The 14026-nt window shown below is 42.5% G+C and carries 17 protein-coding genes; 12 read left to right on the top strand and 5 right to left on the bottom strand.

Going from position 1 to position 14026, the window contains the following annotated elements; genetic code table 11:
* The first annotated feature begins 13 nt into the window (after positions 1–13).
* On the top strand, positions 14–703 hold the full coding sequence (locus F6K53_RS11300; protein ID WP_293068942.1) for a Uma2 family endonuclease: 690 nt from the start codon (positions 14–16) through the stop codon (positions 701–703).
* Positions 704–919: 216 nt separating this feature from the next.
* On the opposite strand, the gene ispG is transcribed toward F6K53_RS11300, so the two are convergent.
* Both ispG and F6K53_RS11290 read right to left on the bottom strand, forming a co-directional pair.
* Positions 920–2137 (bottom strand): (E)-4-hydroxy-3-methylbut-2-enyl-diphosphate synthase, encoded by a 1218-nt coding sequence (gene ispG, locus F6K53_RS11295; RefSeq protein WP_293043478.1) that lies wholly within the window; start codon positions 2135–2137, stop codon positions 920–922.
* A 101-nt stretch (positions 2138–2238) separates the two neighbouring features.
* Positions 2239–2442, bottom strand: a complete 204-nt coding sequence (locus F6K53_RS11290; protein ID WP_075906439.1) for a hypothetical protein — start codon at positions 2440–2442, stop codon at positions 2239–2241.
* Positions 2443–3201: 759 nt separating this feature from the next.
* Here F6K53_RS11290 and F6K53_RS11285 point away from each other — a divergent pair.
* From F6K53_RS11285 to F6K53_RS11270, 4 genes are all read left to right on the top strand, one after another.
* Positions 3202–3309 (top strand): pentapeptide repeat-containing protein, encoded by a 108-nt coding sequence (locus tag F6K53_RS11285; protein ID WP_081431319.1) that lies wholly within the window; start codon positions 3202–3204, stop codon positions 3307–3309.
* A complete protein-coding gene (locus F6K53_RS11280) occupies positions 3296–3424 on the top strand; it encodes a pentapeptide repeat-containing protein (RefSeq protein WP_081431320.1) in 129 nt (42 codons plus the stop codon). Before F6K53_RS11285 ends, F6K53_RS11280 begins: the two co-directional genes overlap by 14 nt.
* Before the next feature lie 9 nt (positions 3425–3433).
* Positions 3434–3571, top strand: a complete 138-nt coding sequence (locus tag F6K53_RS11275) for a hypothetical protein (protein WP_293043480.1) — start codon at positions 3434–3436, stop codon at positions 3569–3571.
* A 177-nt stretch (positions 3572–3748) separates the two neighbouring features.
* Positions 3749–4390 carry a DUF6391 domain-containing protein gene (locus F6K53_RS11270; protein WP_293019073.1) on the top strand — a complete coding sequence of 214 codons (642 nt, stop codon included), beginning with the start codon at positions 3749–3751 and terminating at the stop codon, positions 4388–4390.
* Between the two features lie 390 nt (positions 4391–4780).
* On the opposite strand, the gene F6K53_RS11265 is transcribed toward F6K53_RS11270, so the two are convergent.
* Positions 4781–5119, bottom strand: a complete 339-nt coding sequence (locus tag F6K53_RS11265; protein ID WP_293019074.1) for an NfeD family protein — start codon at positions 5117–5119, stop codon at positions 4781–4783.
* An 863-nt stretch (positions 5120–5982) separates the two neighbouring features.
* Here F6K53_RS11265 and F6K53_RS11260 point away from each other — a divergent pair.
* The 7 genes from F6K53_RS11260 (at position 5983) to F6K53_RS11230 (ending at position 11962) form a co-directional block, all read left to right on the top strand.
* The gene (locus F6K53_RS11260; protein WP_075902836.1) at positions 5983–6942 is read left to right on the top strand and encodes a DUF362 domain-containing protein; all 960 of its coding nucleotides are present in this window, start codon (positions 5983–5985) and stop codon (positions 6940–6942) included.
* A 567-nt stretch (positions 6943–7509) separates the two neighbouring features.
* Positions 7510–7722, top strand: a complete 213-nt coding sequence (locus tag F6K53_RS11255; protein WP_158069760.1) for a hypothetical protein — start codon at positions 7510–7512, stop codon at positions 7720–7722.
* 60 nt (positions 7723–7782) lie between these two features.
* Positions 7783–7977 carry a hypothetical protein gene (locus tag F6K53_RS11250; protein ID WP_075902840.1) on the top strand — a complete coding sequence of 65 codons (195 nt, stop codon included), beginning with the start codon at positions 7783–7785 and terminating at the stop codon, positions 7975–7977.
* A 115-nt stretch (positions 7978–8092) separates the two neighbouring features.
* Entirely contained in the window at positions 8093–9016 is a 924-nt protein-coding gene (locus tag F6K53_RS11245; RefSeq protein ID WP_075902842.1) for a Uma2 family endonuclease, read from the top strand.
* Positions 9017–9505: 489 nt separating this feature from the next.
* Positions 9506–10711, top strand: a complete 1206-nt coding sequence (locus F6K53_RS11240; RefSeq protein WP_070394912.1) for a Coenzyme F420 hydrogenase/dehydrogenase, beta subunit C-terminal domain — start codon at positions 9506–9508, stop codon at positions 10709–10711.
* A gap of 176 nt (positions 10712–10887) precedes the next feature.
* Positions 10888–11406, top strand: coding sequence for an MBOAT family O-acyltransferase (locus tag F6K53_RS11235; RefSeq protein WP_293068887.1), 519 nt, complete (start codon positions 10888–10890; stop codon positions 11404–11406).
* Positions 11407–11497: 91 nt separating this feature from the next.
* Entirely contained in the window at positions 11498–11962 is a 465-nt protein-coding gene (locus tag F6K53_RS11230) for a hypothetical protein (protein WP_075902844.1), read from the top strand.
* Between the two features lie 314 nt (positions 11963–12276).
* Here F6K53_RS11230 and F6K53_RS11225 read toward each other — a convergent pair whose 3' ends face one another.
* Positions 12277–12522 carry a hypothetical protein gene (locus F6K53_RS11225; RefSeq protein WP_075902846.1) on the bottom strand — a complete coding sequence of 82 codons (246 nt, stop codon included), beginning with the start codon at positions 12520–12522 and terminating at the stop codon, positions 12277–12279.
* Between the two features lie 499 nt (positions 12523–13021).
* Positions 13022–13987, bottom strand: coding sequence for an alpha/beta fold hydrolase (locus F6K53_RS11220; RefSeq protein WP_293068883.1), 966 nt, complete (start codon positions 13985–13987; stop codon positions 13022–13024).
* Between the last annotated feature and the right edge of the window lie 39 nt (positions 13988–14026).

Genomic DNA, 14026 nt, shown 5'->3' with positions numbered 1-14026 from the left:
GGAAGTCAATGTAATGGCTGAGTCAGAAAGTATTATCATTCCACCATGTGATTTATGGAGTGATGAACCCCCCTTGGAAAGCGATCGCCATCGAGATCAAATTGAGCTGTTACTCGCTTGCCTCAAGTGGTGGTGGCGAGAACGAAGCGACTTCTATGCTACAGGGAATCTCACTATCTATTTCAGTCCTGAGCATATTACCACCAGAGACTTTAGAGGACCCGACTTTTTTGTAGTACTCGGTACGGAAAATCGACCCCGCAAAAGTTGGGTAGTATGGGCAGAACAAGGAAAATATCCCAATGTGATTATTGAACTGCTCTCTAACAGTACAGCTAAAGTTGATAAGGGATTAAAGAAAATCCTCTACCAAGATACTTTCAGGACACCAGAATATTTCTGGTTTCACCCCGATACCCTCGATTTTCAGGGATTTCGCCTGATGGGAGGCCAGTATCAACCCCTCGACCCTAATACTCAGGGGTGGCTGTGGAGTCAGCAGTTGGAATTATTTTTAGGTGTGCATAATTCCCAGCTACGGTTTTTCAGTGAAGATCAGCAATTGGTACCAACACCAGACGAGAGAGCTCAAGCTGCTCAACAACAAGCTCAAGCTGAACGGCAACAAAGAGAACTTGCCGAAAAGCGGGTAGAGGAATTGCTAGCTAGACTCAAAGAGTTAGGTGATGAGTCAGATGCATGATTCTCGCCATTGCTCTAGGGCTTGTGACAGCATCGGTCAAGTAATTCTAAAACTACGTAAATCCATGATCAATCAACTGATCGAGTGATGAGGAGGTTAATTGCTAATTGTCAATTTATAGGACTTGTGATCATGAGTGGAACACAAATAAATTGTAAGGGCGCAAGGCTTGCGCCCACAAAGTGATAGTTTTTTATAGTTTTTATTCAAAAATTATTAAGGATCTACCCAGCGACCATCAGCTTTAATTAAATTAATCAACTCCTCTACTCCTTGATCTTCAGGTACCTTTTTAATTTCCTCCTTACCGCGATACAGAGAAATATAGCCAGCTTGCTTACCGACATAACCATAGTCAGCATCAGCCATTTCCCCAGGACCATTAACAATACACCCCATCACAGCAATATCTAAGCCAGCGAGATGTTTAGTAGCTTCCCGTACCTTATGCAGCACCTCCTCTAAATTAAATAAAGTACGACCACAGGACGGACAAGCCACATACTCCACCATAGTTTTCCGCAATCCCAGAGCTTGCAGAATACTGTAGCAAACAGGAATCTCTTTTTCTGGGGCTTCCGTAAGGGAGACACGAATCGTATCACCAATCCCCTCAGCTAGCAGAGTAGCAATACCAGCCGTAGACTTAATCCGTCCATATTCCCCATCCCCAGCTTCAGTAACACCCAAATGCAACGGGTAATCCATCCCCAACTGATTCATCCGCCTTACCATTAAGCGATAGGCGGCTAGCATCACAGGTACCCGTGAAGCTTTGAGGGAGATCACCAAATTGCGGAAATCTAAGGATTCACAGATACGAATAAATTCCAGAGCAGATTCCACCATCCCTTCCGGGGTATCACCGTAGGTAAACAGCATCCGTTCCGCTAGGGAACCGTGATTGACTCCGATGCGCATAGCTTTACCTTGGTCACGGAGGGAAATGACCAGGGGTTCTAGGGTTTCCCGAATTTTTTCCCCAATTTCCTCAAATTCAGCTTCAGTGTATTCACTGCGATTGGCTTTGGGCTTTTCAAAGACATACAATCCTGGATTAATCCGTACCTTATCCACATGCTTGGCAACTTCCAGAGCAATTTTCATGCCATTGTGATGGACATCAGCTACTAGAGGCACCGCTTGATAGGTCGCTGCTAGTTTCTCTTTGATTTGGGCTAGAGCCTTAGCATGTGCCATACTCGGTACAGTGACACGGACAATCTCGCAACCAATCTCGTGCAAGCGGCGAATAGCAGCAACGGAACCATTGATATCTAAGGTATCTTCATTAATCATCGATTGCACCACCACCGGGTATCCCCCGCCAATAGTGACATTAGCCACTCTGACAGGGCGGGTTTGACGGCGGTGGATAGTAGTATCGAAAGCTGGTAGTGTACTAGCCCTTTGAGGTGTACTTAGAGTTTGCATAACCTGTTAGTTGCTTGGCGTAGCGAAAATAGTAGGTTTTTGTATTTATTCTCTTAGGTTCCCATAGAATCAGGCGCTTTTGGCTTAGGGGTGAGAGTTTCCTACTCAGGAAAGTCGGGAATCACCCATTTAGGGGGTTGAGATAGTTTCTTGAGCCGTGCTTCCTCTGCCAACTCCAACATTTTGTCCAATGAAGTACCGTTAATGAACTGGGATGCCTCAGCAACGTATTGTTGATTGGGGCATTTGTCACCTAAGATACAACCGTTGATGCAGTCTTGGGCACAATTTACATTAACTTCCACAGTACTCTCCTTATGGTTATAGCTAGTAATGACCACCCGGGCAAATTACATTCCTCATTGGCTAAAGTCATTGCTCTCAATTTTACGTTTTTTAGGAGTCGCTTGTTGGTCTCAACTTGCTGTTCAAATTCAAATCTCTATATACTATTAATAAAGTAATTTGTATCTATGGTAGAGAGCATCTCAAATAACAACAATAATCACCCCAATAATACCACAGAACATGAGGATATTAATCATGATGTTTTACTGAAGATGAACTCCCGAAACCGTAAAGAATTCAGCGTTATAAAGAAGTCATATATCAGTTTTTTTAAAAGGGGGTAAAGGTAAATTATCCATAAACCGTTTTGTTGGAATTTAAGCAAATTTGATTTTGTAAAATGACGGCAAACCTAGAGGAAAATAAAGCGTTATTGGAAATTATTTTACACAACGATTATCAAGTCTTTGCCAATACATTTACGGCGGTTTGCATAACTAAGTACCTGGACAAAAATAAACCTCACTTCTTGATGCAATAGCGAGTGGGGGAAACCCCCTGTTCCCTTGCTGCATCGCTGTATTAACTTCTGTAAAGTTGCCAAAAGCCCCTCTGCTCCCAGCTCCCAGCTCCGAACGCGCCCCGCGTGGCCCACGGCCTCAGTCCCTGCTCCCTATTTCAACAGTTAATTTTACTTTTGTCCGACTACTTACCAACCTAAGCGGTGCTGATTTACGTCGTACTAATTTACAGCAAGCAATCTCAGCAATGCCAGTTTGAACGAGAGTAATCTGCTTCATGCTGACTTACAAAATGCTGATTTGAGCGATGCTAATCTCAGTGGTGCTAGTCTGCAAAATGCCAAACTAAGTGAGGAAGACTAACCTTAGCTATGCTCAATTAAGTCATGCTCAGTTGAGTTATGGAGACCTCAGTGGTAGTGAACTCAGTTATGCTCAACTGCGTCACGTCGATCTGACTAATGCTGACTTGAGTTAGACAAATTTGATGGGTACTAACCTATTTGATAGCAATCTTCAGAAAGTCAATGTCCAAGGTGCTCAATTTTGGTACAATACGGTTTTGCCCGATAAAATTAAACCTGAGCTAGAACAGCGAGGAGCTATATTTATTGTTAATGGTTAATTGTTAATTTTTAATGGTTAATTTACGAACAACTAAGAATGATTAAGTTTTCTAAGCATTCAGCTATCATTATTAAGCAGTCAGCTGAATACTTAGGAATTTTAAGTATTCAATCGGACACAATGCTACAGTGAAAGTGTCTGATATTAATTAACCTGCTTTTGCTTTTTTGCTGCCATGAGTAATTCTGCTTCCGTAAACACCAGTAACTTTTGGGACTTTGATTTTACAGCCCCTCAACCGACACAGGATACGGATTTGCTTAGGCAGCTGAATTTCGTTCCAGGGTTAAAAGACATTCTCATGCTGCGTCAGGTTCATGCTCTAGAACACGCTACTGTCTGGGTTCTAAGTGAACGCTATGGTGCTAGTGGTGCTGGTGCAACCCCAACCACTCCTCCATCAGATAATAATGCTATAGGAGGACTATCAACTGACCAAGGATTTTATCTCTATGGTCAGGTAAATTTGGCTGACTTGAGACGAGCAGTACCCACTGCCCTAGAGCGACTGACTCGGGGAGAATGGGATATGGCTATCCACCCCCGGTGCGGCACGAATCTCTCAGTAGCAGTGTTTTTAGGTGCTGGACTAGGGTTGGCTGTTCATCTGTTACTGCCGCGAGGACCGATTGAACAACTGTTGGGTCTTGGCTTTGCAGCGGTGGCTGCTACTCAACTAACACCTGATTTGGGCAACTTAGCACAACGGTACTTAACTACTGCCATTCCTTTTAACCTGGCGATTGTAGACATTAGGGAAACATCTGATATCTGGGGACGTCCAGCCCATTTTGTCCAGATGCGATGGATTGACTAAGCTTGAACTGTTATTTGTCCTTGGTTAGATCAGTGCAAGAGAACCGACCCACTTATACCAATTCTTAAAAGTAGGACTAAGCATGCAGATGGTGAGATGGGGAGATGGGGAGATGGGGAGATGGGGAGATGAGGAGATTTTGATTAATGGTGATTATCCGGAAATAACATAAGATGCAAGCTTTAGATGCAAGCTTGGCCACGAAAAAAAATCCCACATTCAGACGTTATATATCTTACATATAACGTCTGAACTTTGTTTATTTATCCTGGCTACGAGAACATTAACTGTTTCACCGAAAGCGAAGCTTTTCAAGTAGTGCGTAAGCTGACTGCTGATAGCACCTCAAGTAGCGTGCGCGTAGCGCATAAGCTTACGGTTAGTTAAACTCTAGCGCCACAGTTTGGAAAAGACTGAGCTCAGTTTTTGAGTGAATCCCAAGCTCTGGGATTCACTAGCTTCTTCAACCCCCGGTTCATCCTCTGGTGAATTGCCAGGGGAAATATAGCCGGCAGGAACCACCAGCAACGTAATCCCGTGTCGGCCCAGCACAGTCACTTGGTCATCAGGCACAAGGGTAACTTGGGAATCATGATCACATAACCGGGCGGGCCAGTATGTGGCTTTAAATTTGACTCGCCCAGGCTTGGTAGGGGTAATGGTACTTTCTACCTTGCCAAGGCCTGGTTGTGGAAATAGGATGGAATCAGGAGCCTGTACTTTAATCATTTGTGTGTTCACCTCGTTTGACTGATTATGTTATTCTGTTCAGCCTGCTTGGTACAAAACGTTTTAACCAGGGAAAATCTGGCAACGTAGGCTGAATGTGAAATTTTTTTGCCTTAAGTGGCGATTAACCCGTGCCATAGATCGGTTTTCAGTCAAGAGAGCATCGGTATTATCCAGTGTTCTAGGTATTTTTAGCGTCAACAGAGAATTCCGATCTTCCTGAAAATTAGCCTTAAATTCGGCAACGGAAACGTTTATTGGTTACAGATTAGATACACTTCCCAGCATCCAAGGAATGACACAAGGAACCATTCTTCCTCAGGAGAGTAAACACTTCAGGATTAGAGAAGTTAGAGAATTATAAATTTGTTAAAATCCACATCCTTTAAAAGTTTGGTAAGTGCACTACTGTATCCAGGTACTGTCCTTAAAACCCTGGAGTAGGACAAATGCGTTCACTGATACACCCTGAAACGATTGAATAACGCTTTCAACCTAAACATGACCTAGAGTGATTATTTAAGGCTTAACCTAGATACAAGACCGCAGACGCAACTGACAAGCTGTAGATACATTGGAGAATCAGTAGATGTATTATGTATTCTTATTCTACATGTGTAGCGAAGAATCTGCCACCCTAGGGTAAAAGATTTTCATAATACAACAGACAATTGCTACGATAGGCAACTTCCTCCAGGAATAATACCAGATTTTCTTGAAAATTGTCACTTATCTGTTGGAGGCGGGAAACAATCTGAAAAATTTCCAATCTCCAAGTGTACTATAAGTTTACATCTTTGACAGGAAATTGGTATAACAATACACAATTGATCATTTTCCCCTGACATCAAAACTATTAAATTATGCAAACTGTTAGTTTAATTCGTGCTGATTCCTATAATAGACAACTCTTACGAGCTTCCTTGGAAAGGCTGCTAGAACCTTTGGGAGGGATGAGTGCTTTTGTTAAGAAAGGTAATTCGGTTCTGCTGAAACCTAATTTACTTACTGCTGGTCGTCCTGGTAAAGAATGTATCACTCGCCCTGAAATTGTTTACTGCGTGGCTCAACTAGTCAAAGAAGCTGGGGGTAAACCCTTTTTCGGAGATAGCCCAGCCTTTGGGAGTGCTAGGGGTGTGGCTAAGGCGAACGGCTATCTGCCAATGATGGCAGAACTTGATATCCCTATTGTTGAATTCCACGGCAAGGGTTATGAAACTGCTAGCGAAACCTTTAATCATCTGCGTTTGTCTAAAGAGGCCATGAATGCGGATGTGGTGATTAACCTACCGAAGGTAAAATCCCACATGCAGTTGACCCTGACCATGGGGGTTAAAAATTTATTCGGCTGTGTTCCCGGAAAAATGAAAGCCTGGTGGCATATGGAAGCGGGTAAGGATGAGACGCGCTTTGGGGAAATGCTGGTGGAAACAGCACGGGCGATTAATCCGCAGTTGACTATCATTGATGGCATTATTGGTCAGGAAGGGAATGGTCCGATTGGTGGTGAACCGAGACATTTGGGGATCTTGGGAGCATCAGAGGATGTCTTTGCTCTCGACCGATCAATAGTGGAAATTCTCAATGTTGAGCCAGCTCTGGTTCCTACCCTAGCAGCTCAAAAACGGCTAGGGTTGTTGCCAGACTTAGCAGAGATTGACTTTCCTTACCATCGACCTGTAGAAATCCAAGTGAGGGATTGGAAACTACCTGATACTATGACACCGATTGATTTTGGTATGCCTCGAGTAATTAGGTCTACCTTTAAGCATTTATATATTCGGCTTATCAAAGAGCCCATTAATGCTTATGGTAAAAGCTAGACAGTCATAGGTATTTGGTAAAATTTGCTACAACACTATCCTAGATTAACCAAGTAACCTAGAGTTACCCTCCGATTGCTTAACCATCCCGCCCTATTGCTAGCGGCGGTTTTTTATTGATTAGTAATCAGTCATTGGTGAATACCAGAAAACTTGTGACTGGCCACAAAGCACTTATCACCAGCTTAGTAATTACTAATCACTAATTACTAAGCTGGTGATTGGTGAATACCAGAAAACTTGTTACTGACCACAAAGCGCTAATCACTAATCACTAATTACTAAGCTGGTGATTGGTGAATACCAGAAAACTTGTGACTGGCCACAAAGCACTAATCACTAATTACTAATCACTAATTACTAATCACTAAGCTGGTGATTGGTGAATACCAGAAAACTTGTTACTGGCCACAAAGCACTAATCACTAATCACTAATCACTAAGTAGTCATTGGTAAATACCACAACACATAGTCCAACTTTGTATAATTAAGTACTGTCTAGCTGGACTATTGGTCAAGTCCAGCAAACAGTGATAGACTTTCTGCTTACTTATAAGAGACCGAAGGTGGCATTTAAAAAGTCAAACAGCCTGATGCGTCTAGGTTTGAGGAAGTTGCGATTAGCCCGAAGGGCGTTGGCTAGCGAACGCAGCCATGTATACTTTGACCACTCAGCTATCAGCCATCAACAGTTACCCTCGGACGTTATGGCCACTTGGGAAGATCCAGTAGGGGATTTCCGCTTTGGTTACAATAATGACTATCTCTCGTTTATCTAAATTGGTGAGGACTCTGGCTACCTCACCTTTAATTGTGAATACATCAGTACTTTCCCCTGGATGCAAAGTTATCAAAAGGTGTTAGGCAAATATCTGCCTTTTGAGCAGGTATTTGCAGCATTGAAGACAGCAGCAAAGAAGGGGATGAATGCTTTCTCGTTGCCGGATACTGACCCAATCAAAGCTAAACTTCGGCTTCTTTGTAAAGAAGCACTGACTGACCAGGGCATGGGGGTGATTTCTATAGGTATCTAGGAGAGTTTCCGTCCGCCAAAACCAGAGCCTCCAAAATATGATCCCATTTGCTTGGAAGCAGCACCCATTAACATAGAAGTGTCAAAACTTGGTAAACTGAAACCTTTGGACAGCCATGTCAGAGCTTACACTCTCTAAAACTATAGTGTCAATGCCAGTGGCAGCACCACCTACTCAGGCTGAGCTCCCTTGTGATGATGATATACCAATGGAAACCGCACGGCACAAAGCCCAAATGGATCTGCTCATTTATACCCTATCGCCTTGGCTAGATAATAGGTCGGATGGCTATGTCGGTGGTAATATGTTTGTTTACTACAGCGTTGCCCAACTCAAAAATAAGGACTATAAAGGACCAGATTTCTTTGTTGCTCTAGATGTACCCAAGGGAGAGCGTCGAAGCTGGGTGATTTGGGAGGAGGAAAAGGCTCCTGACGTGATTATCGAACTTTTGTCGGCAAGCACTGCTGAGCGTGACAAAAACGAGAAAAAACAGATTTATCAAAATCAGATGCGTGTGCCAGAGTATTTCTGGTTTGATCCGTTTAATCCAGATGATTGGGCTGGATTTCATCTCCAAAATAGAGTTTACCAACCGATAGAACCTAATGAGCAAAACCAACTGGTATCTCAGGCATTAGGTTTGAGCTTGGTGCGTTGGCATGGTGAGTATAACGGCATCGAAGCAACTTGGTTACGCTGGGCAAATTTGGATGGGGAGTTACTGCCCACTTCTGAGGAAAAAGCTGAGCAAGAACAACAAAGAGCCGATCAAGAACAACAAAGAGCCGATCAAGAACAACAAAGAGCTGAACAAGAACGGCAAAGAGCCGATCAAGAACAACAAAGAGCCGATCAAGAACAACAAAAAGCCGAGCAAGAACGACAAAGAGCTGATCAAGAACAACAAAGAGCTGATCAAGCGGAGTCTCAGTTGCAGCAGGTGGCGCAGAACTTGTTAGAGCAAGGGATGACGGTGGAGCAGGTGGCGAATTTAACAGGTCTGTCTGAATCTCAGGTGGCAGAATTTGGTAACTAAAAGGAGGGTTTTTCTGGTTTTCTTTTCCCTTGGTGGGTGGGCGCACGCCCTGCGCCCCTAAGGTGGTACTTTGATTGACCTGAGGGTCCAATTATCTCCTCTTTGTGCGATTGGCCGTAGGCCACGCTACGCGATCGCATGACTTAATTGAGTACAAATGTACCAAATAAGAGAAAATTAAGAGAAAATTAAGAGAAAATCCGATCAGTGTTGGCAATCGAGATATGCGATGCTAAGCATTGAGCCGCGACGGGAACGCATTTACACTCCTGTCTATTGTGTTGGAATCGATAACCAAGATCCAAATTAACGCTGACGGCTGATAGCTGATATCACCTCAAGTAGCGTGCGTGGCACAGGCTTTGGCCTTGGCCTTTGGGCCACGCGGGGCGCGTTTGGCCACGCTGTGCGAACGACGCGCTTGAGGTAGCGCATTAGCTGACGGCTGAATGCTCACCATCGTGAGACAATAGACCATTAGTTAAGCAAATGACTTCAGTGACACCTCAACCTGCCAAACATAAAAAAGCGAGAGCCTTAAAACCAAGTAGCCGACGCCCTGCCAAGGAACTGTGTAGCGAGTGTGGACTTTGTGATACATACTATATCCATTATGTCAAGGAAGCTTGTGCATTCTTAAACCAGCAAATAGCTGACTTGGAAACAAAAGCCCATGGACGTAGCCGCAATCTAGATCATCCAGACGATTGGTACTTTGGTGTTAACCAGAAGATGATCACGGCTAAGAAGATTAACCCCATAGAAGGGGCGCAGTGGACAGGAATTGTCAGTACCATTGCCATGGAAATGCTCAAGCAGGGTAAAGTTGAAGGTGTAGTCTGTGTCCAAAACACTAAAGAAGACCGCTTTCAGCCAATGCCGATCATTGCTCGTACCCCAGAGGAGGTGTTAGCAGCACGGGTGAATAAGCCTACCTTGTCTCCTAACCTCTCTGTGTTAGAGCAAGTGGAACAATCAGGGATGAAGCGATTATTAGTAATTGGTGTTGGCTGCCAAATCCAAGCATTGCGATCAGTGCAAAACGAACTCGGTTTAGAAAAACTCTATGTTTTAGGTACGCCCTGTGTCGATAATGTCAACCGTGAGGGGTTGCAAAAATTTCTAGAAACCACCAGCCGTTCACCAGAAACAGTGGTACATTACGAGTTTATGCAGGATTTCCGGATTCACTTTAAACATGAGGATGGCTCGATTGAGAAAGTACCGTTCTTTGGCTTAAAGACTAATCAACTCAAAGATGTGTTTGCCTCCTCTTGCATGAGTTGTTTTGACTATGTAAACTCCCTAGCGGATTTAGTGGTAGGTTACATGGGAGCTCCCTTTGGTTGGCAGTGGATTCTCGTTCGTAATGACATTGGGCAAGAATTGTTGGATTTGGTGCAAGACCAGTTGGAAACTCAACCAGTCATGTCAAAAGGCGATCGCAAACAGGCAGTGCAACAGAGTATTCCTGCCTATGACAAGGGAGTTACGTTACCGATGTGGGCAGCAAAAATGATGGGAGTGGTGATTGAAAAAATAGGTCCGAAAGGATTGGAGTATGCTCGTTTTTCTATTGACTCCCACTTCACCCGCAACTATTTATATCTAAAGCGCAATCATCCAGAAAAGTTAGAGGCACATGTGCCAGAGTATGCCAAGCGGATTGTAGAACAGTACAAGTTGCCAGACTAAAAACTGAGGGATTGCTCCGGTTCGGTAGAGTAAGCGATCGCGTGCCTTCCAACTCAGCTACGAGAGAAATTCTAGGTAATGGGTAATGGGTAATGGCGATGCTGATCAGCAAGCGATCGCAAAGGCTTGAGCTGAAATAACAACAATAGCAGCACTAACTCAATCCCCAATGATCAATGACCAAGCTGACGGCTAAATGCTTAGGAAAAGTCAGCAATTACTGTTCATTGGACAGGAGATCAGGGAACTGTATAAATGTAGACCTAAAGATTGGTCAGTTTAACCCTGAAGATCTGGCGGTGGGGGTAACTATTTTCTCCATAGGGTTAATCAAAAAAGTCTTGATTGCTGACACAGCTGCTGTTTATGCTACTCCAGTCTTTAATGCTGCTGCTTCAGGAGAATTGCTCACCTTTTATGATGCTTGGAGTGGTGCCTTATTTTACACGTTCCAACTTTACTTCGATTTTTCCGGCTACTCTGAGATGGCTATCGGTGCAGCACGGATGTTTGCTATTAAGCTACCACTGAACTTTAACTCTCCTTACAAAGCAGTAAACATCAGCGACTTTTGGCGTAGGTGGCATATTACCCTTTCTAACTTTCTGCGGGATTATCTCTATATTCCTCTCGGTGGTAATCGTAAAGGCGAATTGCGACGCAATCTCAATTTAATAATTACCATGCTGCTATAGATTTGGCATTAGCTGTAGTCAGATACATAAAGAGACGTCCATAAGTTGTCTTAATGGAGCTACAACTTTTCCACTTGGTATTGATTACATCTTGACTCGTTCTCGTTCCTGGCTCAAACCTGGAGATTTAGTTCTTCTTCCTCTGGAATATGAGCATTATATACATGATGGAAAACCTAGTAATCTCTTTACTGATTATGTGTTGAGTCGGGATCCGGAATATTTACTATCACTGAATTTAATTGATCAAGTTCGTTTTATCAGTGCAATATCCTTGAAGCGTGTGCAACAGGGAATAGTAGCTAAATTTAAAACCCTTCAGTCCAGGAATTCAGCTTATCAGTCTCCAACTATTAATGAGTATGGAGATGAAACAGCTAATCGAAAAGCTGATATGACCCAAAAAGAAATCAAAACTATTGCCAAAATTACTTCAAACAAGAAGATATCTGAATCTATAACTTCAAGTCAGGGAATGAGTAGCATCATCAAATTTATAAATTGGTGCAAAAATCAGAAGATTAAGGTTATAGCAACTTGGCCAAATAGAATCTAATTTGATGTTTATCAAGAACCTAGACAGCAATATTTTTTTCAAAGTATAGAATTTATCAAATTTAGAGAGTTTTTATTATTGGTAAACCAGAAGATTTTATGTACAGTAAATCTATGTTTTATAATTCGATTTAGCACCTTCATGATTTAGGAAAAAATCAGAGAAATCAAGAGCTTATAAATTTAAGAAAACCCTATTTACAATCAAGTGAAACTAAGCGAAAATGCTCCTGTAGTCTAATATCTGTAGAGTTCAGAATTCAGAATTACGAATTGAGCTGGAATATTCCTGAACTCTGAACTCTGAATTCTGAATTAAGACCCCATTAATGAGTCTTTGGAGTCTCTTGGTGATGCCCCTATTTCTTCAGTCAATTGAGAGAGTTTAGTCGTTTCTGATTTAGGAATAATCACCGACTCTATACTCTCCCCCTCATCCAGTCGTTTAGCCACTTCTAGAATTGTATCTGCGATCACTACCGGAATCCTTACTGCTTTCGTTTGACCCAGATTCCACTTCGGCTTGCGACCACTATTTTCTCGATAACCACCACGGGGCATAACTTTACCTCACCTCTGAATCTGAAATAGTACGTTTTCCTTATATTCTACAATCTTCGGTTACTTCAATAGCTAGAGCTTGTAACACTTAACTAGTTAGTGATTTTTAGACAAAACCTGGTAATTGTAATTTTTTTTGCTATTCCGTACTTTTTATGATCAAATAACCCTATAAATTTCAGCCAATGAGGTGTCCTAACTGGAAACTACCAAAATTTATGAAGTCGCTTTAACTGATATCTTGCACCATTTTTAGTAGCCCTAGGCTAGAAAGAAACTTGAGTCCACTTAGGTAGGTGGACTTGGTTTGTCTAGCCAAAGGCTTTCGCCTAAGAGCCGACATTTCAGACTTGACGAATGGTGTATATATCGATTCCCAATAATTAGCCTAAAATAAACTGGATTTGTTAGCTAGATTAAGGGGATATCATAGTCTGTTATTCTTTCCTGTTCTGTAGCTGATATCCCGATCTCCCCATGACCTGATCTGATCACCTGATCACTTTTGTTGCCAGACTTTTAGCCAATTAGTTAGTGCTTGGGGCATTTCTGGATCTAGGGGTCGTTTCATAGCAGTAACAAAATCTTCATCTGGGTCACCTAATCTTCTGAAGCTGTGATCCAATCCAGGAAAAATATGAGTTGTCACATTCCTATTTCCAGCATCGATAAGTGCTTGCTGCATTTCTTGAGCTTCTTCTGGAGGTGTATTGTGATCCAAGGCACCGTGTAAAATTAGTACTGGGCATTTGACCTTGTCCACAAATAAATAGGGAGGATTGTCAAAATGCTCTTGAGCCGCCGGTAGGTAAGAATTAAAAGACCAATCTTCATCTCCGATGCGAAAGAACTCTTCACCCCTTTTTGCGCTAGCAATAATTTCATCAAACTGTTTGTATGTCCAATAAATTAATGGCATGTTTTTCTTGAAATTTTTGATAGTTGTACTATCTAATTTTTCAAAGGCTTCGGCTTGCCATTTGATTATCCCTTCTAGGTTGTTATAAATGCCACCTTGCCAAACAAAAAAATTAATGTCTGGGTCAGACGCTGCTAAAATTAAAGCAATTACAGCCCCTTCACTTTGACCAAGAACTCCGATTCTACTGCTGTCAATCTCAGGAATACTCCGCATCCATTCCAATGCCATCCGAGCATCATCTACCAAGTCAAATAGTCGAGTAGTATTAAAATTTCCTTCGCTTTGACCACATCCTCGCTTATCGTATCTAAATGTGGCTATCCCGATTTCCTCCAGAATTATAGCTTCATCCCGGAACAGGTTTCGCTCTGGTAATGGTTTAGGAAACCAATCGGTTTTTGAATTATCTATATTTCCTTCTCTTGTCTGAGGAAAAGACCCTCCAATGAATAGGCAAGCGGAGGGCTTTTCCACACCTTCTGGTAGGGTAAGTGTTCCATAAATCTTTGCACCCTTGGATTCAAAGAATTCTTGTCTTTCCATTTTTAAAAAATCCTGATCATTCTAATTATCATTATTGGT

The sequence above is a fragment of the Moorena sp. SIO4A1 genome (genome assembly GCF_010672065.1).
GTDB lineage: Bacteria > Cyanobacteriota > Cyanobacteriia > Cyanobacteriales > Coleofasciculaceae > Moorena.
The sequence above is the reverse complement of the archived record's forward strand: the minus strand, read 5'-3'. Positions and strand labels throughout refer to the sequence as shown.

Coding starts and splice junctions, on each gene's coding strand:
- F6K53_RS11275 (WP_293043480.1), top strand. CDS start 3,434: ATGGGTACTAACCTATTTGATAGCAATCTTCAGAAAGTCAATGTCCAA.
- F6K53_RS11260 (WP_075902836.1), top strand. CDS start 5,983: ATGCAAACTGTTAGTTTAATTCGTGCTGATTCCTATAATAGACAACTC.
- F6K53_RS11250 (WP_075902840.1), top strand. CDS start 7,783: ATGCAAAGTTATCAAAAGGTGTTAGGCAAATATCTGCCTTTTGAGCAG.
- ispG (WP_293043478.1), bottom strand. CDS start 2,137: ATGCAAACTCTAAGTACACCTCAAAGGGCTAGTACACTACCAGCTTTC.
- F6K53_RS11235 (WP_293068887.1), top strand. CDS start 10,888: ATGACCAAGCTGACGGCTAAATGCTTAGGAAAAGTCAGCAATTACTGT.
- F6K53_RS11245 (WP_075902842.1), top strand. CDS start 8,093: ATGTCAGAGCTTACACTCTCTAAAACTATAGTGTCAATGCCAGTGGCA.
- F6K53_RS11225 (WP_075902846.1), bottom strand. CDS start 12,522: ATGCCCCGTGGTGGTTATCGAGAAAATAGTGGTCGCAAGCCGAAGTGG.
- F6K53_RS11300 (WP_293068942.1), top strand. CDS start 14: ATGGCTGAGTCAGAAAGTATTATCATTCCACCATGTGATTTATGGAGT.
- F6K53_RS11265 (WP_293019074.1), bottom strand. CDS start 5,119: ATGATTAAAGTACAGGCTCCTGATTCCATCCTATTTCCACAACCAGGC.
- F6K53_RS11240 (WP_070394912.1), top strand. CDS start 9,506: ATGACTTCAGTGACACCTCAACCTGCCAAACATAAAAAAGCGAGAGCC.
- F6K53_RS11270 (WP_293019073.1), top strand. CDS start 3,749: ATGAGTAATTCTGCTTCCGTAAACACCAGTAACTTTTGGGACTTTGAT.
- F6K53_RS11220 (WP_293068883.1), bottom strand. CDS start 13,987: ATGGAAAGACAAGAATTCTTTGAATCCAAGGGTGCAAAGATTTATGGA.